This is a genomic window from Kitasatospora sp. NPDC094015, assembly GCF_040304075.1.
GTDB lineage: Bacteria > Actinomycetota > Actinomycetes > Streptomycetales > Streptomycetaceae > Kitasatospora.
Genome location: NZ_JBEOUL010000018.1, coordinates 91,888 through 113,040, shown reverse-complemented (window position 1 = coordinate 113,040; position 21,153 = coordinate 91,888). Strand labels below are relative to the sequence as shown.

General features: G+C 74.5%; 17 protein-coding genes. 4 read left to right on the top strand and 13 right to left on the bottom strand.

Going from position 1 to position 21,153, the window contains the following annotated elements:
* Nucleotides 1-57: 57 nt before the first annotated feature.
* From ABT014_RS21780 to ABT014_RS21770, 3 genes are all read left to right on the top strand, one after another.
* Complete coding sequence (locus ABT014_RS21780) at nt 58-963, top strand: ferredoxin family protein (RefSeq protein WP_350640662.1); 906 nt, start codon at nt 58-60, stop codon at nt 961-963.
* 242 nt (nt 964-1,205) lie between these two features.
* Nucleotides 1,206-1,601 (top strand): hypothetical protein, encoded by a 396-nt coding sequence (locus ABT014_RS21775; protein WP_350640661.1) that lies wholly within the window; start codon nt 1,206-1,208, stop codon nt 1,599-1,601.
* A gap of 113 nt (nt 1,602-1,714) precedes the next feature.
* Nucleotides 1,715-2,980, top strand: a complete 1,266-nt coding sequence (locus ABT014_RS21770) for a pyroglutamyl-peptidase I (protein WP_350640660.1) — start codon at nt 1,715-1,717, stop codon at nt 2,978-2,980.
* Between the two features lie 34 nt (nt 2,981-3,014).
* Here ABT014_RS21770 and ABT014_RS21765 read toward each other — a convergent pair whose 3' ends face one another.
* The 6 genes from ABT014_RS21765 to ABT014_RS21740 all read right to left on the bottom strand — a co-directional run bounded on the left by ABT014_RS21765 (nt 3,015) and on the right by ABT014_RS21740 (nt 10,089).
* Complete coding sequence (locus tag ABT014_RS21765; RefSeq protein WP_350640659.1) at nt 3,015-4,646, bottom strand: monocarboxylic acid transporter; 1,632 nt, start codon at nt 4,644-4,646, stop codon at nt 3,015-3,017.
* Nucleotides 4,643-5,251, bottom strand: a complete 609-nt coding sequence (locus tag ABT014_RS21760; protein ID WP_350640657.1) for a DUF485 domain-containing protein — start codon at nt 5,249-5,251, stop codon at nt 4,643-4,645. The genes ABT014_RS21765 and ABT014_RS21760 overlap by 4 nt, the downstream gene beginning before the upstream one ends.
* 163 nt (nt 5,252-5,414) lie before the next feature.
* Nucleotides 5,415-6,185 carry a response regulator gene (locus ABT014_RS21755; protein WP_350640656.1) on the bottom strand — a complete coding sequence of 257 codons (771 nt, stop codon included), beginning with the start codon at nt 6,183-6,185 and terminating at the stop codon, nt 5,415-5,417.
* The gene (locus tag ABT014_RS21750; protein ID WP_350640655.1) at nt 6,155-7,309 is read right to left on the bottom strand and encodes a sensor histidine kinase; all 1,155 of its coding nucleotides are present in this window, start codon (nt 7,307-7,309) and stop codon (nt 6,155-6,157) included. Before ABT014_RS21750 ends, ABT014_RS21755 begins: the two co-directional genes overlap by 31 nt.
* A 33-nt stretch (nt 7,310-7,342) precedes the next feature.
* Entirely contained in the window at nt 7,343-7,822 is a 480-nt protein-coding gene (locus ABT014_RS21745; protein WP_350640654.1) for a DUF1453 domain-containing protein, read from the bottom strand.
* 155 nt (nt 7,823-7,977) lie between these two features.
* Complete coding sequence (locus ABT014_RS21740; protein WP_350640653.1) at nt 7,978-10,089, bottom strand: DNA gyrase/topoisomerase IV subunit B; 2,112 nt, start codon at nt 10,087-10,089, stop codon at nt 7,978-7,980.
* A gap of 495 nt (nt 10,090-10,584) precedes the next feature.
* Between ABT014_RS21740 and ABT014_RS21735 the strand changes: the two genes are divergently transcribed.
* On the top strand, nt 10,585-10,815 hold the full coding sequence (locus ABT014_RS21735) for a DUF7455 domain-containing protein (protein WP_350640652.1): 231 nt from the start codon (nt 10,585-10,587) through the stop codon (nt 10,813-10,815).
* A gap of 197 nt (nt 10,816-11,012) precedes the next feature.
* Here the strand turns inward: ABT014_RS21735 and ABT014_RS21730 are convergent, their stop codons facing one another.
* From ABT014_RS21730 to ABT014_RS21700, 7 genes are all read right to left on the bottom strand, one after another.
* The gene (locus ABT014_RS21730; RefSeq protein ID WP_350640651.1) at nt 11,013-11,819 is read right to left on the bottom strand and encodes a S1 family peptidase; all 807 of its coding nucleotides are present in this window, start codon (nt 11,817-11,819) and stop codon (nt 11,013-11,015) included.
* Between the two features lie 349 nt (nt 11,820-12,168).
* Nucleotides 12,169-13,782 (bottom strand): RNA polymerase sigma factor, encoded by a 1,614-nt coding sequence (locus ABT014_RS21725; protein ID WP_350640650.1) that lies wholly within the window; start codon nt 13,780-13,782, stop codon nt 12,169-12,171.
* Between the two features lie 420 nt (nt 13,783-14,202).
* The gene (locus ABT014_RS21720; protein ID WP_350640649.1) at nt 14,203-15,078 is read right to left on the bottom strand and encodes a FadR/GntR family transcriptional regulator; all 876 of its coding nucleotides are present in this window, start codon (nt 15,076-15,078) and stop codon (nt 14,203-14,205) included.
* Nucleotides 15,079-15,259: 181 nt separating this feature from the next.
* Nucleotides 15,260-16,108, bottom strand: coding sequence for a hypothetical protein (locus ABT014_RS21715; RefSeq protein WP_350640648.1), 849 nt, complete (start codon nt 16,106-16,108; stop codon nt 15,260-15,262).
* Complete coding sequence (locus tag ABT014_RS21710; RefSeq protein ID WP_350640647.1) at nt 16,105-17,547, bottom strand: ATP-binding cassette domain-containing protein; 1,443 nt, start codon at nt 17,545-17,547, stop codon at nt 16,105-16,107. Before ABT014_RS21710 ends, ABT014_RS21715 begins: the two co-directional genes overlap by 4 nt.
* A 212-nt stretch (nt 17,548-17,759) precedes the next feature.
* A complete protein-coding gene (locus ABT014_RS21705) occupies nt 17,760-18,503 on the bottom strand; it encodes an NUDIX hydrolase (RefSeq protein ID WP_350640646.1) in 744 nt (247 codons plus the stop codon).
* A 207-nt stretch (nt 18,504-18,710) separates the two neighbouring features.
* Nucleotides 18,711-20,822: an amylo-alpha-1,6-glucosidase gene (locus ABT014_RS21700; RefSeq protein ID WP_350640645.1), complete on the bottom strand. Its 2,112-nt coding sequence runs from the start codon at nt 20,820-20,822 to the stop codon at nt 18,711-18,713.
* Between the last annotated feature and the right edge of the window lie 331 nt (nt 20,823-21,153).

The following is a 21,153-nucleotide window of genomic DNA, read 5'->3' as shown; positions in this document are numbered from 1 at the left end:
GTCGCCCCCGACCCGAGGGCGAGAAGCCGCCGGCCGGGCGCGAGTAGGGTTGGCCGGGTGAGCACCTGCACAACGCTGTCGCGCGAACTGACCGAGCCGCTCGCCGCGACCGCGGCGACCGCGACCGCCTGGCTGCTGCTGGAACAGGCCGGCCCGTGGGGGGCGAAGGCGCTCACCGAGAGCCACCTGGACCGGGCGGTGGGGCGGGCGCTGGACACCGCCGCGGCCGGCACCGGGGTCCGGGTCGCACTGATCCGGCGGCCCGGGCGCCACGCGGACCTGCTGCCCGAGGCCGAGCACGAGGTGATCGTCGCGCACACCCGGCCGGGCACCTCCTGGGTGCGCCGGCTGCGGGTGACCGACCCGGCCACCCTGCTGGACCTCGACTTCGCCGCCCTCGGCGCGGGCCGGCACGGCGGGCTCGGCACCGAACACCACGGCGACCCGATCGCCCTGGTGTGCACCAACGGCCGCCGGGACCGGTGCTGCGCCGTCCTGGGGCGCCCACTGGCCGCCGAACTGGCTGCCGCCGGCCACACCGAGGTCTGGGAGGTCACCCACCTGGGCGGCCACCGCTTCTCGCCGACCATGCTGGTGCTGCCGTACGGCTACGCGTACGGGCGGCTCAGCGGCGCGGCGGCCAAGGAGGTGCTGACCGCGACGGCGGACGGGCGGACCGTGGCCGAGTGGTCGCGTGGGCGCTCGTGCTGGGAGCGTCCGGGCCAGGCCGCCGAGCAGGCCGTCCGCGCGGCGACCGGCGAGGCGGACGCCGAGGCGCTGACGCTGGAGCAGCGACCGGACGGGGACGGGGGCTGGACCGTCGAGGTGACGCACCGGGACGGGCGGCGCTGGCGGGTCTCGGTGACCGCCGGGATCAGTGAGCCGCCCCGGCCGGAAAGCTGCGGGAAGGCGCCGGGGCTGCCGTCGCGGATGGACGTGACCGGTGTGGCGGCGGTCGAGTAGGGGCTGATCCGACGGGTCGACAGGTGCTGGTCGACGGAGGGCGGATGACAGATTTCAAAATCTGTCATCCGCCCTCCGTCATTCCATGACCGGCGACTGTCCCTCGAAACCCACTCCCATGACCGACCGAACGTTCCGGCGGCCTGCCAAACGTGAGACAACCCACAGTGACCAACTGGTCACGGACATGACATGCTCGGCACTGAAAGCCACCCGGCTCTGATTCAAAGGAGAACAGTGCCATGATTTCTCGTATCGCAAGCCTGCTGGCGGCCACCACCGGGATTCTCGCCCTGGCTGTCGGCCCATCCGTCGCAGCGACCCCGGCCGGCCCGTCCTGTCCCACCCTCGCCAACACCCCGTGCGCCTGGCACCAGCCCACCGACACCGGAGTCGTCGGCTCGGCCAGCATCACCGCAGCCGCCGGCCAGCTCACCATGCTGCGCGTCGAGGTACGGATCCAGCGGGCCTGGGGGAGCCCGTGGGAGACGGTGGCCTCCGCCACCCGCGTCCGCACCGGATCGATCCAGGTCAGCACGCCGGCCGTGAGCACCGACTTCCTCACCCTGGTCTGCGCCACCGGCGGGCCGGTCGGCCGGGCCGAACTCCAGACCACCACCTGCACCAACCCGCACTGACCCCGCGGGCTCCGACCGCACCTGACGAACCGACAGGGGTGGAACCGGCCGAGCACGACCCGGCCGGTTCCACCCCTGCCCACCGGAGAGGCGCAAGTGTAATGTCACACGGCATGAAACCCTCCCCCCGCCTCCCGCTGGCCGCCGCCCTGCTCGGCGCGGCCGCCCTGCTCGCCGCCCCGCCGGCGGCCGCCGCTCCGGACGGGACCGCCGGTTGCCGCACGGTCGCCGCCGCCCCGGACCGCGAGCAGAGCCGGCTGCAGGACCCGCGGACGACCGCGCTGGTCGAGCGGGCCGGCCTGACCACCTTCACCACCCGCTTCCCGGCCGCCCTGTGCACCGCGCGCACCCGCGCGGAGGCCGAGCGGCTGCTGGATTCCTGGGGCGAGGCGCTCTGGCAGGCCGCCGTCGACCGCGCCCAGGGACGGCGACCCGGCGGCGATCTGGCTCCCGGCGACGACCGCCCGCTGTACTGGACCAGGGTCGCGATGACCGCCCAACTGGCAGCCTGGCAACCGTCGTTCACGATCGACCGGGCGGCGCTGCGGGCCCGCTTCGAGGATGCCTCGCGCGGTCTGGTCGACAACGGCTTCAGCGGCGCGCCCGGGGTGCGACGGATCTTCGTCAGTGGCTTCGACCCGTTCGGCCTGGACGGCGACGTCCGGACGGCCAACCCCTCGGGCTCCGCCGTCCTGCGGCTCAACGGCCGCAAGGTCACCATGGCGGACGGCAGTCGGGCCGAGATCAGGGCCGTGGTCCTCCCGGTCCGGTACGCGGACTTCGACCAGGGCATCGTGGAGCGCGCGTTCGGCCCGCGGATGGCCGCCGGACCGCGGGCCGCCGACCTGATCACCACGATCAGCCAGGGCTACCCCGGCCTGTTCACCCTGGAGGCCTGGGCGGGCCGGGCCCGTTCGGCCGACCCCTACCCGGACAACCAGGGGGAGCTGTCCGGCGGCAGCTACGACCACCCCGTGGACGCCCCCGGGCTCGGCCCGGGCCCCGAGTTCATCGCCAGCACGCTGCCGACCGACGCGATGGCGGCGGCTGCCGACTCCCCCTATCCGGTGCTGCTGAACACCGAGGTCAGCGAGATACCCGCCGGCGCGACCGAGCCGGTGGACCGCGAGGACGGACCGACGCCGGGCTCCCGCGCGGTGGCCGGCGGGGGCGGCGGCTACCTCTCCAACGAGGTCGCCTACCGCAGCAACCGGCTCCGGCTGGAGCTCAACCCGGCACTGCCCGGCGGCCACCTGCACACCCCGGTGCTGACCGGCCTGCCCTCCGACCGCGAGCAGCTCACCGGCCCGGAGTTCGAGCGCAACGAGACCGCGATCGCCGCCGAGGTCCTCACCGTCCTCACCGCGGCGCCGCGCTGACCGGCTGTCCCCGTTCGCCGGGGCCGGCCCGGTCTCAGACCGCGCCGGCCCCGGTCAGCGACCGCACCTCCAGCTCGGCGTACCGGTCCTCGTCCGCCGCCTCGGGAGAGGTGACGGTGCCGATCCAGCCGGCCAGGAAGCCCAGCGGGATGGAGACCAGGCCCGGGTTCTCCAGCGGGAACCAGTGGAAGTCGACCCCCGGCAGCACCGAGCCCGGCGCACCGGAGACCACCGGCGAGAACAGCACCAGCAGCACCGCCGGCACCAGGCCGCCGTACACCGCCCAGACCGCACCCCGAGTGGTGAAGCGCCGCCAGAACAGGTTGTAGAGCAGGGCCGGCAGATTGGCCGAGGCCGCCACCGCGAAGGCCAGCGACACCAGGAAGGCCACGTTCAGCCGCTGCGCGAACAGGCTCAGCACGATCGCGACGGCCCCGATCACCACCGCCGCCGATCGGGCCACCGCCAGCTCCTGGCGCTCCGTCACCTCGCGCTCGTCGGGGCGGCGCCAGGCGCGGGCGTAGAGGTCGTGCGCGAAGGCCGCGGAGGAGGCCAAGGTCAGCCCGGCCACCACCGCGAGGATGGTCGCGAAGGCGATCGCCGAGATCAGCGCGAACAGCACCACCCCGCCGGTCGAGCCCGCCCCGCCGCCGAGGTCGAGGGCGAGCAGCGGCACCGCCGTGTTGCCCGCCGGGTTGGCCGCGCGGATGCCCGCCGCGCCCACCAGCGCGCCCGCGCCCAGGCCGAGCACCACGGCCATCAGGTAGAACCCGCCGACCAGCGCGATGGCCCAGACCGTGGAGCGCCGGGCGGCCCGGGCGGTCGGCACGGTGTAGAAGCGGCTGAGGATGTGCGGCAGCCCGGCGGTGCCCAGCACCAGGGCGAGGCCGAGGCTGACGAAGTCGAGCCGGCTGGTCCGGCTGGCGCCGTACTTCAACCCGGGCTCCAGGTACGCCGCCCCGACGCCGCTGCGGTCGGCGGCGGCCCGCATCAGCGCGGCCACGTCCCCGTGGAACCGGGCCACGACCAGCACCGTGAGCAGCACCGAACCGGCCAGCAGCAGCAGCGCCTTGACGATCTGGATCCAGGTGGTGGCGCGCATCCCGCCGACCGTGACGTAGACGATCATCAGTGCGCCGACGGCCACGATCGTCCAGGCCTTGGCGGCGCCGCTGTCGGTGCCGAGCAGCAGCGCCACCAGGCTGCCGGCGCCGACCATCTGGGCCACCAGGTAGAGCAGCGAGACCACCACGCTGGCGGTGCCGGTGGCGGCCCGGACCGGACGGCGCCGCATCCGCACCGCCAGCACGTCGGCCAGGGTGTACCGGCCGGCGTTGCGGACCAGTTCGGCGACCAGCATCAGCACCAGCAGCCAGGCGACCAGGAAGCCGATGCTGTAGAGCACCCCGTCGTAGCCGTAGAGCGCGATCAGGCCGGTGACGCCGAGGAAGGAGGCGGCCGAGAGGTAGTCCCCGGAGAGCGCGAGGCCGTTCTGCAGCGGGCCGAAGCCGCGGCCGCCGGCGTAGAAGTCCTCGGCGGCCTGACCGCGCCGGCCCACCCACAGGGTAATCGCCAGGGTGACCAGCACGACCACGGCGAAGAGCGCCACGGCCAGGCCGTGGTGGGTGCCGGTGGGGGCCTCGGCGGAGGCCAGCCGGCCGGTCACCGGAGCTGGTCCTGGGTGTCCCAGCGCAGCTCCAGCGCGGCCCGGTCCCGCTTGGTGCGGGCGTTGCGGGCGTACAGCCAGGTCAGCAGGAAGGTGGAGGCGAACTGGAGCAGGCCCAGCAGCCAGGCCACGTTCACCGGCCCGGCGACCTGGCGGCGCATCAGCCCGGGGGCGGCGGCCTGCGCGGCGAGGTACAGCAGGTACCAGCCGAGGAACAGCCCGGTGGCGGGGAAGGCGAAACCCCGGTAGCCGCGGCGGATCTGCTGGAAGGCCGGGCTCTGCTGGACGGAGCGGTAGACCTGGCCGGTCGCATCGGCGCGCCCGGCCTCCGCGCCGGGCCCTTCGGCCTCGCCGGCCGACGGCGCCGGCCGGCCCGGGGCGCTCGGGGGTACCACGGGCACCGCCCGTACCTCGGGGGCGCTCGGCTGTGCGGGCGCCGCGGGCGCGGGCGGGGGCACCGGCGCCGGGGGCACCGCCACCTGGACCGGGCCGGGTGCGAGCCCGGGCCCGCCCGTCCGGACCGCCCCGGCCGGGCGCACCGGCTGCCCCGTCGCCCGCCCGGCGGGCTCGGCGGCCCACCAGTCGAACCTGTCCTGCTGTGCCACTGCCGCTCCATGACCGGGACGCTCCACGTGGGGGCGGGCGTCGGGTTCGCCGGCCGGAGGGAGTGCTTCCGGTCGTGCGCTGACCGCACCAATATCCGGCCTCGGCGGCCCGCTCGGGCCGGGTTGCAGATACGTTCACCCAATCAGGTGAGGGCCCGTCAGATCACGAACTGCGGCGGATGCCGTGCCGGAAGGCGTACGCCACCGCCTGCGCGCGGTCCCGGACGGCGGTCTTGGCGAACAGGTTGTTGATGTGGGTCTTCACCGTGGCCGGGCTGACGTAGAGCTCCCGGGCGATCTCGGTGTTGGACAGGCCGTCGGCGATCAGGGCCAGTACCTCGGCCTCGCGCGCGGTGAGCCCGTCCGGCAGCGCGGCCCGGTCGCCGGGCGGCACGGGGGCCGCCGAGCCGGGCCCGCCGGTCCCGCCGGTCGGTGCGGCGGCGCCGGGTGCGTCCCCCGGGGCGGCCGCCGTACCGGCGGAGAGCCGTTCCAGCAGCCGCAGCTGGACCTGCGGCGAGAGCCCGGCGGCGCCCGAGCGGACGTCGGTCACGGCGCGGGCGATCTCCTCCGCGCCGGCGTCCTTGGTGAGGTAGCCGCGGGCGCCGGCCTGCAGCGCGGCGAAGAGCGAGTCGTCGTCGGCGTAGGTGGTGAGCACCACCACCTCGGTGGCCGGGTGCCCGGTCCGGATCCGGCGGGTCGCCTCGACCCCGTCGCAGCGCGGCATCCGCAGGTCCATCAGCACCACGTCGGGCGCCAGTTCGCCGACCAGCCGGACGGCTTCCTCGCCGTCCGCGGCGGCACCGACCACCTCGATGTCCGGGAGCAGCCCCAGCAGCATCACGATCCCCTCGCGGACCACCGTCTGGTCGTCGGCCACCAGTACGCGTACCGGCCCCCCGGCGCTCACGCCGGCACCCTCAGCAAGACCCGCCATCCACCGTCCACCTCGCCCGCCCGCAGTTCCCCGCCGAGCAGTTCGGCCCGTTCGCGCATTCCGAGCAGACCGTACCCGCTGCCGCTGGCCGCCAGCTCACCGGCCGGTCCGCCGCGCGGCGGCCGGTCGTTGCGGACCTCCAGCTCCACCGCGTCCGCCAGGTAGCGGACGGTGATCTCGGTGCGGGCACCGGGCGCGTGCTTGCGGACGTTGGTGACCGCCTCCTGCGCGGTGCGGCGCACCGCCAGCCCGGCCTCGGCGGCCAGCGGCCGGGCGGCGCCCTCGACCAGCAGCGCGGCCCGCTCGCGGCCGGCCAGCTCCACCAGGAACTCGCCGACCGGGGTGAGGTCGCCGCGCAGCGCGGACAGTGCCTGCCTGGTCTCGGACAGTCCCTCCTGGGCCATCCGCCGCGCCGCCACCACCCGTTCGCGCACCTGCTCGCGCTCCGCCCCGGTGTCCAGCATCAGCCGGGCCGCCTCCAGGTGGACCAGCTGGGCGGAGAGGCTGTGCGCCAGCACGTCGTGGATCTCCCGGGCGATCCGGGCCCGTTCGGCGAGCGCCGCCGATTCGGCCTCCGCGGCCCGGGCCGCCCGCTCCTGCTGGAGCAGCAGGTGCTGGGTGCCGCGGGCCTCGGCGTCCAGCCGCAGCAGCCAGCCGAGCAGCGCCAGCCCACCCGCCGTGGCCAGTCCGGCCAGCAACGGTTCGTCGCCCAGCGCCGCGTAGCTGCCGAGCGCGGCCACCATGGTGGGCACCCCGGCCGCCGGGGGCAGGCGGACCAGGGCGAGGACCCCGAGCGCGCACCACAGCACCGCGGCCAGGACGTCCGCACCGCCCTCCTTCGCCAGCGCGGCGATCGCCAGCAGCCCGGCGGCGGCAAGCAGCGCGCCCCGGAGCCGCCGTCCCCGGGTGGCCCGCAGGAACAGGGCGAGCACCACGCCGCCCGCGACGATCCAGCCGGCCGCGGCCACCGCCGCCCAGCCCCGGAACCGGTCGTCGGAGAAGGTGCTGACGACCGTCACCACGAGCAGCACCAGCCGGCCGATCGAGCCGAGCACCCGCCGGGGCGGGGTCGGCCGGCTCCGGACGTCGGGCACCGGCCAGCCGGTCCAGCTCTCGTGGTTCACTCGGGTCCTTCCGGGCCGATCACGCGGGTGGGGTCAGACCGCGACGGGCTGCGGGTGCTCCAGCCGCTGGGCGCGGTGGTTCACCACCAGGCCGCGGACCAGCAGCAGGCCGCCCAGCGACAGCAGCAGCGCGCTGCTGCTCTGGTGCACGTGCAGCGCGGCGCCCAGGCCGTACCAGCCGATCCGCAGCACAATCATGCCCATCCAGGCGGCCGCCGTGGCCTTGGTGCCCCGTGCCCAGACCGCGCCGTCCGCGTCGCGCCACAGCCGGACGGTCCAGCCCCAGACGCAGCCCATCGCGAGCACGGTCAGGACGGAGGCGATCAGCAGCCCGATCGCCTCGGGCCGGTGGGCCGGGTCGATCAGCTCCGGGTCGCGGAGCGCGACGACGGCCAGGATCGCGGGGAGCAGCCAGAACCGGCGCTCGGTGGCGACCTTGCGGGGTTGCAGCTGCCTGGTCACCACGAAGGCGATCACCGCGAGGATGACGAGGGCGTTCACGAGGCCGCTCATGGCGGGGGCTCCGTTCGGGCGGGGGTTGCGCTGACCCTGTGAACGCTACGGAGCGGGGCCCGCCGGCACCTCGGAGCCGGGGTGGAACCGGTACGCGCAGGGGCTCTCCACCCGGGGGTGGAGAGCCCCTGCGCGGACGGCGGGCGAGCGGCCGGTCAGGCGTCGATGCGCGAGCGGTCCAGGGTCGCCGCGGAGTTGACGATGAAGTCCCGGCGGGGCGCCACGTCGTTGCCCATCAGCAGGTCGAAGGCGTGCTCGGCGGCCTCCAGGTCACCCAGGTTGATCCGCCGCAGGATGCGGTGGCGCGGGTCCATGGTGGTCTCGGCCAGCTGGTCGGCGTCCATCTCGCCGAGGCCCTTGTACCGCTGGATCGGGTCCTTCCAGCGCAGCCCCTTGCTCTGGAAGCCCAGCAGGGTGCGGCGCAGCTCGGAGTCCGAGTAGGTGTAGTGGTACTTGTCCTGGCCGCGCTTGGGGTTGGTGAGCTCGATCCGGTGCAGCGGCGGGACGGCGGCGAACACCCGGCCCTTCTCCACCATCGGGCGCATGTAGCGCTGGAAGAGGGTGAGCAGCAGGCAGCGGATGTGCGAGCCGTCGACGTCGGCGTCGGCCATGAAGATGACCTTGCCGTAGCGGGCCTGGTCGATCTCGAAGGAGCGGCCGGAGCCGGCTCCTATCACCTGGATGATCGAGGCGCACTCGGCGTTCTTGAGCATGTCGGCCACGGAGGCCTTCTGCACGTTGAGGATCTTGCCGCGGATCGGCAGCAGCGCCTGGAACTCGGAGTTGCGGGCCAGCTTGGCGGTGCCGAGGGCGGAGTCGCCCTCGACGATGAACAGCTCGCTGCGGTCCACGTCGTCGCTGCGGCAGTCGGCCAGCTTGGCCGGCAGCGAGGAGGTCTCCAGCGCGGTCTTCCGGCGCTGGGCCTCCTTGTGCTGGCGGGCGGCGACCCTGGTCCGGGCGGCGGCGACGACCTTCTCCATGACCGCGCGGGCCTGGACCTTCTCGTCCTTCTTGGTGGAGGCGAGGAAGGCCTTGAGCTCCTTGGCGAGCACGGTGGAGACGATCCGGTTGGCGGCCGAGGTGCCGAGCACCTCCTTGGTCTGCCCCTCGAACTGCGGCTCGGCCAGCCGGACGGTGACCACCGCGGTGAGGCCCTCCAGGGCGTCGTCCTTGGTGATGTCGTCCTCGGCGACCCGCAGCAGCTTGGCCGAGCGCAGCACCTCGTTGACGGTCTTGGCGAGCGAGCGCTCGAAGCCGGTGACGTGGGTGCCGCCCTTGGGGGTGGCGATGATGTTGACGAAGGAGCGCAGGGTGGTGTCGTAGCCGGCGCCCCAGCGCAGCGCGATGTCCACCCCGAGGGTGCGGGTGACCTCGGTGGGGGTCATGTGGCCGAGCTCGTCGAGGACGGGCACGGTCTCCTTGAAGGTGCCCTCGCCCTGGAGCCGCAGCACGTCGCAGACCGGCTTGTCGGGGGCGAGGAACTCGCAGAACTCGCCGATGCCGCCGTCGAAGCGGAAGATCGATTCCTCGACCTTCTCGCTCTCCGTCAGGCGCTCGTCACGGACGATGATGGTCAGGCCGGGGACCAGGAAGGCGGTCTGGCGGGCCCGGCTGTGCAGGCTCTCCAGCGAGAGCTTGGCGTCGCGCAGGAAGATCTGCCGGTCGGCCCAGTAGCGGATCCGGGTGCCGGTGCGGCCGCGCGGGGCCTTGCCCTTCTTGAGCAGTCCGTTGCCGGCCTCGAAGGGGGCGTCGGGGCTGAGCTCGGTGAAGATCCCCGGGGTGCCGCGGCGGAAGCTGACGGCGTGGGTGTGCCCGCTGCGGTCCACCTCCACGTCGAGCCGGGCGGAGAGTGCGTTGACCACGGAGGCGCCGACGCCGTGCAGGCCGCCGGAGGCGGCGTAGGAGCCGCCGCCGAACTTGCCGCCGGCGTGCAGCTTGGTCATCACGACCTCGACCCCGGACAGGCCGGTCTTGGGCTCGACGTCGACCGGGATGCCGCGGCCGTTGTCACGCACCTCGACCGAGCCGTCACCGTGCAGCAGCACCTCGATCTTGTCGCAGTAGCCGCCGAGCGCCTCGTCCACCGAGTTGTCGATGATCTCCCAGAGGCAGTGCATCAGGCCCCGGCTGTCGGTCGAGCCGATGTACATGCCGGGCCGCTTGCGGACGGCCTCCAGGCCCTCCAGGACGAGCAGGTGCCGAGCGGTGTAGTTGGAGCCGTCCTCCCCGGCGACCAGAGCGGACGACACGGACGTTTCAGCACTCACTCGCTGCACTCCTCAATGACGTTCTGACTCGGCTGACCGGACGGCCGCCCGGGGGCGCCCCGCTCTCAGCAACTGAGACACCGGCTTCCCGGCTCCGTTCTGCTTGTACGCGCTGCGCGAACAAGACCTTCCCCGGAGCCCTGGGCCCCAGGGTGCCATCTCCACCTGACACCACGGTTCCTGGCGGGCCGTAGAACCGGGAGCAGGCGGCGGAGCTGCTGGGATGCAGGGTATCGGGGCCCGGGACGGGGCTTATGCTCCAACCCAGCAGAGGATTATGCTACGCGGACCCCGGACATCGCTTCGCTAGGACGTTCGAGGCCGATCGGCGGGTCGTCGGATTCGGTACGCATGAACCACCGGACACCGGGGCACGTCCTCATCAACGACAACTGCAGAATCCTCGAACCGAGAAAAGCCACGAGCGGGAACGAAATCGACCTGGTTGGATGTTGACCCTGGTACGACAGCTCGTCGAGCTAGAGAAGAGGCGACGTGACTACTGTTCTGACCCCTGCGAGCCCGCTCACCGCGGCCGACCGCTGCGACCGGTGCGGCGCCCAGGCTTACCTGCGCGTCGTCCTCGCGAGCGGCGGAGAGCTGCTCTTCTGTGCCCACCACGGGCGGAAGTTCGAGCCTGAGCTCAAGAAGATCGCCGTGGAGATACAGGACGAGAGCGGTCGGCTGACCGCGACGCCTGCCACGGCCGGCGAAGACGAGCGCTGATCTCCACGCTCGCCCCGACGAGCTGAGTCGACCACCAGGTCGATGGGCCGGTGGGAAGGCTTCCGAGCCTTCCCACCGGCCCCGGCGTTTTTCCGGGCACCGCACGTGAGTGCGCGGTCACCCGCTGACACCGCGTCGAGTGGCATATCCCACACGGCGGTTGAGCGGGCCCGGCCACCGGACGGCGCCGCGCTCCGTCACCGGGCGAGCGCGGAGCGTACGTCGTCGGCGACCGACGCGACCCGGGTGTAGACCCCCGGGTGGGCGGCCTCGGCGCAGCCGGTGCCCCAGGAGACCAGGCCGACCAGCCGGCCGGCCACCACCAGCGGGCCCCCGCTGTCACCCTGGCACGCGTCCTTGCCGCCGTGCTCCGCAGCGGCACAGACCATCGTCCGCGCGTCGAAGGCACTGTCGGCACCGGGCGGGTACGCGTGCGCGCAGTCCGTGTCCGGGATGATCGGCACCTCGACCTCGCGCAGCGTCGGGGAGTAACGGCCGTGACCCGTGGTGTCACCCCAGCCGAAGACCTGGGCCTGGGTGCCCGCCCGGTACGGCTCGCTCTCGCCCTGGCCGACCAGCTCGATCGGCTCCCGGCCGGACTGCGGCTCGGCGAGCGTGAGGACCGCCACGTCCCGGTCGTTGGTGGTGAAGTTGTACCCCTGGTCGACCCAGACGTCCCGGACGGCCACCTCGCGGCCGTCCTGCCCGTTCAGGTCGTCCCGACCGATGATCACCCTCAGGCCGGGCCGGTCGGTGCGGTGACCGGTGCCCTCGTCGTAGAAGCAGTGCGCGGCCGTCACCACCTTGGTCGCGGAGACCAGCGCGCCGCCGCAGAACTGGCCGGAACGGGCACTGCCGAACTGCTCCCGGCTGGACAGCGCCACCATCCACGGATGGTCCTTGACGGTGGTGGTCCACCCGCCGACGATCCGGCGCTGCGCCGCGGCCGGGGCAGCCGCCCCCAGGGTGATCAGCGGCGCCGGCAGCGCGGCCAGCGCGAGCATCGCGACCGCTCTGCGCGATCGGCCGGCGACAGCCGGGGACCGGCGGGCGACGGCCGGGATACGGCGGGGCGGGCGGGCGTCCGAGCTGGGCAGCACCAGGTCTCCCAAAGTGGTTCGACAGCAGCCAACCGGCACAGCGTAGTCGCCCGAGCACGCTCGGTGGCGCAGGCGGGCGGCGGGCCACCCGGACGAGTGATCATCGGGTCGGGACGGGTGCGGGGCACGAGCGGCCGCCGGGGGCTCGACGGGCCCGGGACGCCGAGGAGCCCGGCACTCCCCCGCGACGGGGAAGCACCGGGCTCCTCGGTCGGCCGACCGGCGGGCCGGTCGGCCGGACTGTCGGACCGGATCAGTCCAGGTAGTCGCGCAGCACCTGGGAACGCGACGGGTGGCGCAGCTTGGACATGGTCTTCGACTCGATCTGGCGGATGCGCTCACGGGTGACCCCGTACACCTTGCCGATCTCGTCGAGCGTCTTCGGCTGGCCGTCGGTCAGGCCGAAGCGCATCGAGACCACGCCGGCCTCGCGCTCGCTGAGCGTGTCGAGCACCGAGTGCAGCTGCTCCTGGAGCAGGGTGAAGGAGACCGCGTCGGCCGGGACGACCGCCTCGGAGTCCTCGATCAGGTCACCGAACTCGCTGTCGCCGTCCTCGCCGAGCGGGGTGTGCAGCGAGATCGGCTCACGGCCGTACTTCTGGACCTCGATGACCTTCTCGGGGGTCATGTCGAGTTCCTTGGCCAGCTCCTCCGGGGTGGGCTCGCGGCCCAGGTCCTGGAGCATCTGGCGCTGCACGCGGGCGAGCTTGTTGATGACCTCGACCATGTGCACCGGGATGCGGATGGTGCGGGCCTGGTCGGCCATGGCGCGGGTGATCGCCTGCCGGATCCACCAGGTCGCGTAGGTCGAGAACTTGTAGCCCTTGGTGTAGTCGAACTTCTCGACCGCACGGATCAGACCGAGGTTGCCCTCCTGGATCAGGTCCAGGAAGAGCATGCCGCGGCCGGTGTAGCGCTTGGCCAGCGAGACCACCAGGCGGAGGTTGGCCTCCAGCAGGTGGTTCTTGGCCCGGCGGCCGTCCTCGGCGATGATCTCCAGCTCGCGCTTGAGCTTCGGCGCGAGCTTGTCGGCGGCGCTGAGCTTGTCCTCCGCGAAGAGGCCGGCCTCGATCCGCTTGGCGAGCTCGACCTCCTGCTCGGCGTTGAGCAGCGGGACCTTGCCGATCTGCTTGAGGTAGTCCTTGACCGGGTCGGCGGTGGCACCCGCGACGGCGACCTGCTGGGCCGGCGCGTCGTCCTCGTCGTCGTCGGAGAGGACGAAGCCCTCCGACTCCTCCTCGGGCTCCGCCTCGGCCTTGTCGGCCGGCAGGGCGGTGTCCTCGACCAGCAGTTCCTCGTCGCCGGAGGCCTCGTCGCCCTTGCCGGCGGCCTTGGCGGTGGTGGTCTTCTTGGCGGCGGTCTTCTTGGCGGGCGCGGCGGCCTTCTTCGCCACGGCCTTCTTGGCCGGGGCGGCGACGGCCTTCTTCGCGGTGGCACCGATCTCGGTGACCGTCTCGACGACGGTGACCTCGGCGGCCACCGCAGCGGCGAGGGCTGCGGCGGACGGGGTCGCCGCGGGGGCGATCCGCACCGGCGGCTTGGTGGGGGCGGACGGCGTGCGGGTGGTGACCGCCTTGGTCGCGGTGCGCTTGGTGGTGCTCTTGGCCGCAACGCTCTTGCGCTTGGCGCCCGCCGGCTCGGCGGCGCTGACCATCAGATCCACCCCCTCCTCAATCAGAACCTGGTTGAGGCTGCGCATGACGTTCTTCCACTTGGTGACCGGGATCTGGTCCGCCTCGAACGCCTGGCGCACGTCGTCACCGGCGATCTGCCCCTGGGCCTTGCCCCGCTCGATGAGCGCGAGCAGAGCCGCGGACTCGGCAATCTCGGGGGGGAGCGAACGGGATGTGCTGGCCGACACGAACAACCTCTCGGACGATGAGTGGACTCGAACCCCGGCCCGGCTGCCCGGGTCGACGGAACTGCGCGGCCGCACAACAGCGCGCGGTAGCGGTTCCGGTCGACTCGGGGGTGGGGACGTGGACTGGGTCTGTAGGACGGCAGCAGCGCCGCAGACCAACACAGCATTCTGACATGCCCGTGTTGTTCCGGAGCTGCTTCCGCTCCGTACACATCGCTGCCGCCCCTCAAGTGTTACGCATGGTCTTCGTGGCGCCCGTCACATCGCGGCGCGGCGGATCACCAGCGGCTGTTCGGGGGTTGCGGGAGCTCCGTTCGGGGTGCCCGGCGCGGTATCCTGCGCGGCCCTGGACGACGACGGCCCTCCGGCCGCCCGTCCGGGCGGCTGGAGGGCCTGGCGCCACCGCCGGCCGGGCTCACCGCCCGGTCAGTGCTCGCGCGGTGCCGGGACGGAGGGCTCGACCTCCGCCGGGTGCACCGTGAGCAGGGCCCGGATGGCGGCCTCCGCGGCGGTGCCGTCGCCGGTGCCGAGGGCGTCCACCAGCCGGACGTGCAGGCTGAGCGACGGGTCACCGGGGCGCTCGCAGTTGGCGGTCGGGCCGCCGGAGACCTGGAGGGCGCAGCCGACGATGCCGGACAGGTGCTCCAGCATGCGGTTGCCGGCCATCTGCAGGATCAGGCCGTGCAGCTCGCCGTCGGCGCGGGCATAGCTGACCACGTCGCCCTGGGCGCCCGCGTGGCCCATGATCTCGGTCAGCTCGACCAGCCGGTGCTGGACGTCCTCCCGGCCGTGGCCGGCGGCCAGCCGGGCGGCCAGCGGCTCGATCGCCCAGCGCAGCTCGAACAGCTCACGGCGCTGCTCGTCGCGCTGCGGGCCGAAGGCGCGCCACTCGATGATGTCCGGGTCCAGCAGGTTCCAGTCGCCGACCGGGCGGACCCGGGTGCCGACGTTGGGGCGGGCGCTGACCAGACCCTTGGCCTCCAGCACCCGCAGCGACTCGCGGACGACGGTGCGGGAGACCTCGAACCGCTGGCCGATCTCCTCGGGCACCAGCGGTCGGTCGGCCCCGAGGTCGCCCGAGACGATCATCTGGCCGAGCTGCTGGACCAGCTGGCCGTGCAGGCCGCGACCGCGGCTGCTGGTGGTCTTGCGGCCGACCCGGGACAGGTCGGACTCGGCGCCCTCCCAGCGCGGGGCGGGCGGGGTGGGCCGGTCGGCGTAGGGGAAGCGGTCCAGCTCGCCGGTGCCGATCGCGTCGGCCGTGCGGGCTGCGGTCATGGTGGGGTGCGCAAGGGTACTCACACGTCCTTTGTCGGCGATCGGGGGGTCCGCCTTGAGGATTCTCGTGAAAAGCACACGAAAGGGTGATCGCCCGTGACCGGATAATTGACTTCTTATCAGGCAGAACCCGTCATTCCGGACGTGCGCCCGATCCGACTCGCTGACGTACTGTCACCACGGAGGCGGCGGCGCACGGGGAGGATCAGAACGCCCGACGACGCAGCTGCGCCAGCAGGCAGAGCAGCAGCAGGAGCACGCCGGGCACCGCCAGGGCCACCAGCAGCTCGGTCGCGCCCGCCGCCGGCAGCGCGGACGCCGGGCGGGGCCACCCGCCCCAGTGCGCCACGTACCGCCCGGGACCGGAGCTCAGCGGCGCCACCGACTCGGCGAGCCAGCCCGGGCGGCGGGCGCCGGTCCGACGCAGCAGCAGGCCCGTCAGCGGGGCCAGCAGCACCGGCGCCACGGCCAGCGCGAGCAGGCCGACCGCGGCGCTGCGCACCACCGAGGTGATCAGCAGACCCGCCCAGCCGCTCAGCACGACCAGGGCCAGGAAGGCCGCCAGGGCCAGCAGCGGACCGGCCGCGACCCCCTCGCCGACCAGCTCCGGGCTCAGCAGCGCCGACTCCCCGAGCGCCTCCAGGGTCACCCCCGGCGGCAGCGCGAGCCGGACCACCAGGGCGTCCGTGGTCAGGGTCACCAGCGCCAGCGCCACCGCGACCGGGGTCAGCACGGCGAGCTTCGCCGCCAGCAGGCCCAGCCGCCGCGCCACCGCGACCCGGGCGGCCGGCAGGCCGGGGTGACGCACCTCGTGCCGGTACGACAGCGCGCCGAGCGTGCCGGCGCCGAGGGCTGCGACGGGCAGCGGCAGCACGGGCAGCAGCCCGGTGAGGGCGCGGACGGCGTCGGTCGCGGACAGCGGGCCGGCCGGGAACTGCCGGGTGAGCGCGGCTGCCGTCGCCACGTCGCAGACCAGCACGGCCGCCATGATCAACCAGGTGGAGCGGAGGCTGCGCAGGCGGCGCACCTCGTAGGCCAGTACGCGCACGGTCACTCGCTCAGGTGGTCGGGCCCGAGGGCCGGGTGGGCGGGGTGGACGGGGGCGGGGTGGGCAGGGTGGTCGCCGGGGGCGGGGCGGGCCGGGCGGTCCTCGTGGCTCGGGTGGGCCTCGTGGCTCGGGAGGTCCGGGTGGCTCGGGAGGTCCGGGTGGCTCGGGAGGTCGAACTCCGCGAACTGCTCGAACTGGTCGAACGGGGCGGTGCGGAGCCAGGTGTCGGCCGGCTCGTGCTGCTCGGAGCGGGCGGGCGCCGTCGTGACCAGATCGGCGTGGGCCGGCTCCGGCACCGGGCCGCGCTGCTCGGGGGTCGGCGGGTGCGGGTGCTCGCCGGACGGGCGCTCGGGCGGCGGCCGCTCGCCGAACGCGACGGCCTCGGCGGCGGACGGGCGCGCGTGGCGCCGCCCGCGCGGCTGCTCCGACCCCCGGGCCTGGGCCTGCAGCGGCGACGGCGGCGCGGCCGAGGACTCCGCCGAGGACACGGACAGGGACCGGGCCGGCGAATCGGCCGCGCTCTTCCCGCGCAGCTGGACCTGGCCGGAGCGGCCCGAGGCGGTCGGCAGCGTCGGGTGCGGGACCGGCTGCTCGACCATCCGGTCGGCCAGCTCGTGCAGCAGGATGCCGTGCTGGTAGGCCAGTTCACCGATCTCGGTACGGGCGATCCCGCTCACCGCGATGCCGGCCGTTCCGTCCGGCCGGACCTCGACGCCTTGGGCCACCAGCAGGTCCGCCAGCCGGGCCATCTGCGGGCCCCGGACGGCGACCTCGGGCCGCAGCCTGGTCCGGCGGAACTCCGCGACCGGCTGGTCGGCCGTCATCGGTCCCCGGTCCAGCGTGACCACCCGGTCGGCGAGGGCCGCGGCCTCCTCCGGCAGCCGGGTGGTGACCAGCACCGTGCCGCCGGCCACCGCGAAGGAGCGGAGGAAGGAGTGGAACCACTCGGCGGTGCGCGGGGACAGGCCCTCGGTGGGAGCGTCCAGCAGCAGGGTGGCCGGGCTGCCGAGGAGCGCGCCCGCCAGCGCGAGGCGCCGGTTCATCCCGGGCGAGAACGACCGCAGCCGGTGGTCGGCCACGGTGGCCAGCCTGGTCTGCTCCAGCAGCTCCTCAGCCCGGCGGGCGGGCACCCCGACCGCGGCGGCCAGCATCCGCAGGTGGGTGAGGGCCTGCTGCCCGGGGTGCCCGGCGGGGCCGGCCGTGGCGAGCACGACGCCCACCTCGCGCTCGGGACGCCGCAGCTCCCGGTAGGTGCGCCCGCCGAACAGCGTGACCCCTTGGCCCCGCTCCAGCTCGAGCATCAGCCGCACGGCGGTGGTCTTGCCCGCGCCCTCGGCGCCGAGCAGGGCCGTGACCGCCCCCGGCCGGGCGTCGAAGGTGAGGTCGAGCAACGTCGGCGGCCGGCGGCGCCGGTGCGCCTTGGTCAGTCCGGTGATCTGGATCATCGCTGCGGGCTCCCGTGTCCTCGTCCGACTCCGACCGGATCTGCGAGGCATGCCGGGGCGAACCCTCGTGTGCCTGCGCCAGCACACTAGGCCGCGTTCAGGCCGAATTCGGGCATTACGGACGGTTCCTGGGCCGCGTGGCCGGGCAGCTCACCCGATCAGGGGACCAGCCGTCGGGCCGGAGGGAGGCAGTCGCCGCTCGGGCGCGGTGGTCAGCCCTCGGGGCGCAGCATCGGCGGGTTGAGCACGGTGGCGCCACCGGCGGTGAACAGCTGCGCGGGACGGCCACCCTGACGGGTCGTGGTGCCACCGGAGGGCAGCAGGAAGCCCGGGGTGCCGGTCACCTTGCGGTGGAAGTTCCGCGGGTCGAGAGTGACGCCCCAGACCGCCTCGTAGACCCGCCGGAGCTCCCCCACGGTGAACTCCGGCGGGCAGAAGGCGGTCGCAAGCGAGGAGTACTCGATCTTCGAGCGGGCCCGCTCGACGCCGTCCGCCAGGATCTGGCCGTGGTCGAAGGCGAGCGGGACACCGTCGACCGGGGTCTGGCCGAGCAGTTCGCCGACCGGTGCCCAGCGCGCGCCGCTGGCGTCGCCGCCGGGGCGCGGGGTCGGCAGGTCGGGGGCGAGCACCAGGTGGGCGACGCTGACCACGCGCATCCGGGGGTCGCGCTGCGGGTGGCCGTAGGTGGCGAGCTGCTCCAGGTGCGCGGCGGCCGCGGCCTGGCCGGGGGCGGACGAGGCCCGCAGGCCGGTCTCCTCGGCCAGCTCCCGGGAGGCCGCCTCGGCCAGCCCCTCGTCGGGGCGGACGAAGCCGCCCGGCAGCGCCCAGTAGCCCTGGAAGGGTGCCTCACCCCGCTTCACCAGCAGCGCGCAGAGCGCGTGCTCGCGAACCGTCAGCACCACCAGGTCGACCGTGACTGCGAACGGGGGGAAGGCCGACGGGTCATAACGCGACATGGCGTCGATGATAGTCGTCTCTCTGACGATAAGCACAGAGCCCGTACCGCTCGTTGTCAGGTCCGCCCCGGCGGGCACCGGATCGTGCCGTCCGGGCGACGGCCGAGAACCGGCTCAGGGCATGCCGACGGTGGTGACGGCGGCGCGGAGCCGACCTCACGGCCCCGTCGGCCGGCCTGCGCCGCCGGTCCGTGCCGTTGGATCCGATCAGCCGGCGCCGAGCTGGAGACGGGCCGAAGCCTCCTCGACCACGGCGACCCCGATCCGGCTCACCCGCACCGAGAACGGCTCCCCCGCCACCCGGAGCCCGGTCAGCTGGAGCTCCCCGAGCGGGGCGGTGCTGGCCGGACGGACCGCCACGCGACCGGCCGGGACGTCGGGGCGTACCCCCGCGAGCGAGAGCACGAGGTGCACGGCCGCCGCTGCCGACACCGCCGCCGGGCGGCAGGCCGCCGGATGCGGCACCGGCGGGCAGTGCGCAACCCGCTGCTCGCCCGCGTACATCTCCGGGAGCCGGCCTTCGAACGAGCGGGCGGCGTCCAGCACCCCTTCCAGCAGGACACCGGCCTCACGCTCGAAGCCGGCCTCGGCGAGACCGGAGACGGCCAGGACCGTCTCGTGGACCCGGACCGCGCCACTGCGGTGGCCGAGCGGGTTGAACCGCGGTGACTTCGCGCTCAGGGTCCGCAGGCCCCAGCCGGCGTCCAGCTCCGGGGCGACCAGGCGCTGGGCCAGGATGCGGGTCTGCTCGCGGTCGAGGAGTCCCTCGTGGAGCTCGCCCTCGCCGCCCAGGCCGCGGTCCAGCAGGTGCACGAAGGAGGCAGCGACGGCGGGCACCACCCGGGCGCCCGGGAGCAGCGCGGCGGCCGGCCGGCCGCCTGACAGGTCGTCGATCCAGAACCGCTCCCGGAACCGCTCCCGGAGCCGGGCGGCCCAGGCGCGCCACTCCTCGGCGCCGGGGCGGCCGAAGCCGGCCAGCAGGTCCGCCCCGTGCAGGGCGGCGCGGTGGGCCAGCGCCTGGACCTCGCACCTGGCCGCGGCCGGGCGCGCGGCCCGGTCCTCGGCCGTCCGACCGAGGTCGATGACGAAGCCCTCCGGGCCCTCGACGCCGTCCCCGAGCGCCCCGCGCAGGGTGCTCAGCGCCCGCTCGGCGGCGGGCAGCAGCTCGGCCACCTCCTGGCGCGGCAGTCCCCACCGCCAGGCCTCGGCCAGCACCGTGACGAACAGCAGCGTCGCCTCGGTGGCGGTGCAGGACGGCGGCAGCTCGGGGCCGGCGTGTCTGAGCGGCCCGGGGATCAGCCCGTCCGGGCGGGTGGGCGGCCCGGCGTCCGCCGGGTTCGCCGGGTTCGCCGGGGCACCCTGGTCGGCCCCGGGACCGCCCGTCAGGTGCTGACGCCGGGCCAGGGCGCGCAGGGTGCCCGCCGCCAGTCGGGTGCCGAGCGGAAGGGTCAGGCGGGCCGCCCAGAGCGCGTCCGCCGCGGTCAGGCCGAACCGCCAGGGCGCGCCGGAGGCGGCGTAGAGGTCGGTCGGCCGGTCCGGGTCGGCGATGAGGAGACCGCCGAGGGTGTCCAGCGAGCGGGCGAGGAGCTGCACCGCGCGGGCGTCGTCGCTGCGTACCTCGGGCTCGGCCCAGGGCAGCGGGATACCCGGGCCCCGCCCGGTGGGCGGACGGACCGCCGACGGGGCGGTCTCCAGTTCGGCCCGCAGCTCGACCGACCAGCGGGCGCCGGCCTGCACCTCCAGGTCCCAGCGCAGCACTCCCGCCCCGGCCAGCACCGCGTGCGGCGAGGGCTGGGCGGACACGGTGGCGCTGCGGCCCTGGCCGGTCCAGCGCAGGCCCGCGGACTGCACCTGGCCGGGCAGGTCCGCCGAGCGGCGGCCGGCGGCGATGTCGGTGAGCAGGCCGAGGTCCGTACCGAGCGCGATCTCCAGCGGGAGCCGGGCCGGGCGGGCCCCGGTGTTGCGGATGGTGATGCTCTCGACGCCGTCGGCGTGCCGCAGCCGCTCCACGGTGAGGGCCGGATCCGGATCCGGATCGCCGGGCAGGCGGACCGCGCCGACGAAGCGCGCGCCGGCCGCCGAGGTGAGCGTGCCCTGGAGCGGCATCGGCTCGATCCCGCCGAGCCGAAGTTCCATCCGCGCCAGGGTGCGGACGCCGGCCCGGAAGAAGCCGTGCAGACCCTGGCCCCTGAGCTGCCCGTCGGGGCCCGAGGCTGCCATCGCGGGCGCGTTGACGCACAGCACGGCGTCGTGGGCGGTCACCTGCTGGGGCCGGGGCGCCGGAGCCTGCCGGGGCAGCCCGGTGGACGGCTGGGCCATCCGCGGAGCGCCGGCCGGAGGCGCCCCGTAGGGCGGTCCGGAGTGCTGCGGCCCGGCGGACGGCCCGGCGGGTTGGGGTCCGCGCGGCCCTGCCGGCGGGGCCGCGGGCGGCGGGCTGGCAGGCGGTGCACCGGGTGGCCAGGGCGCCGTGGGAGGCTGCGGTGGCGGGGAGCCCAGCGGTGCCGAAGGCGCGGGAGATCCGGGCGGCGGCCCGGGCGGAGCCGGCGGCGCCGTGCTCGGGGCGGTGTGCGCCCCCGTCTGTGCTGGCCTCATGGTGGTCACCGGGCTCTCCTCCCCTTGCTCGACCGGTCTGCTCGATCTCGTCGTGTGC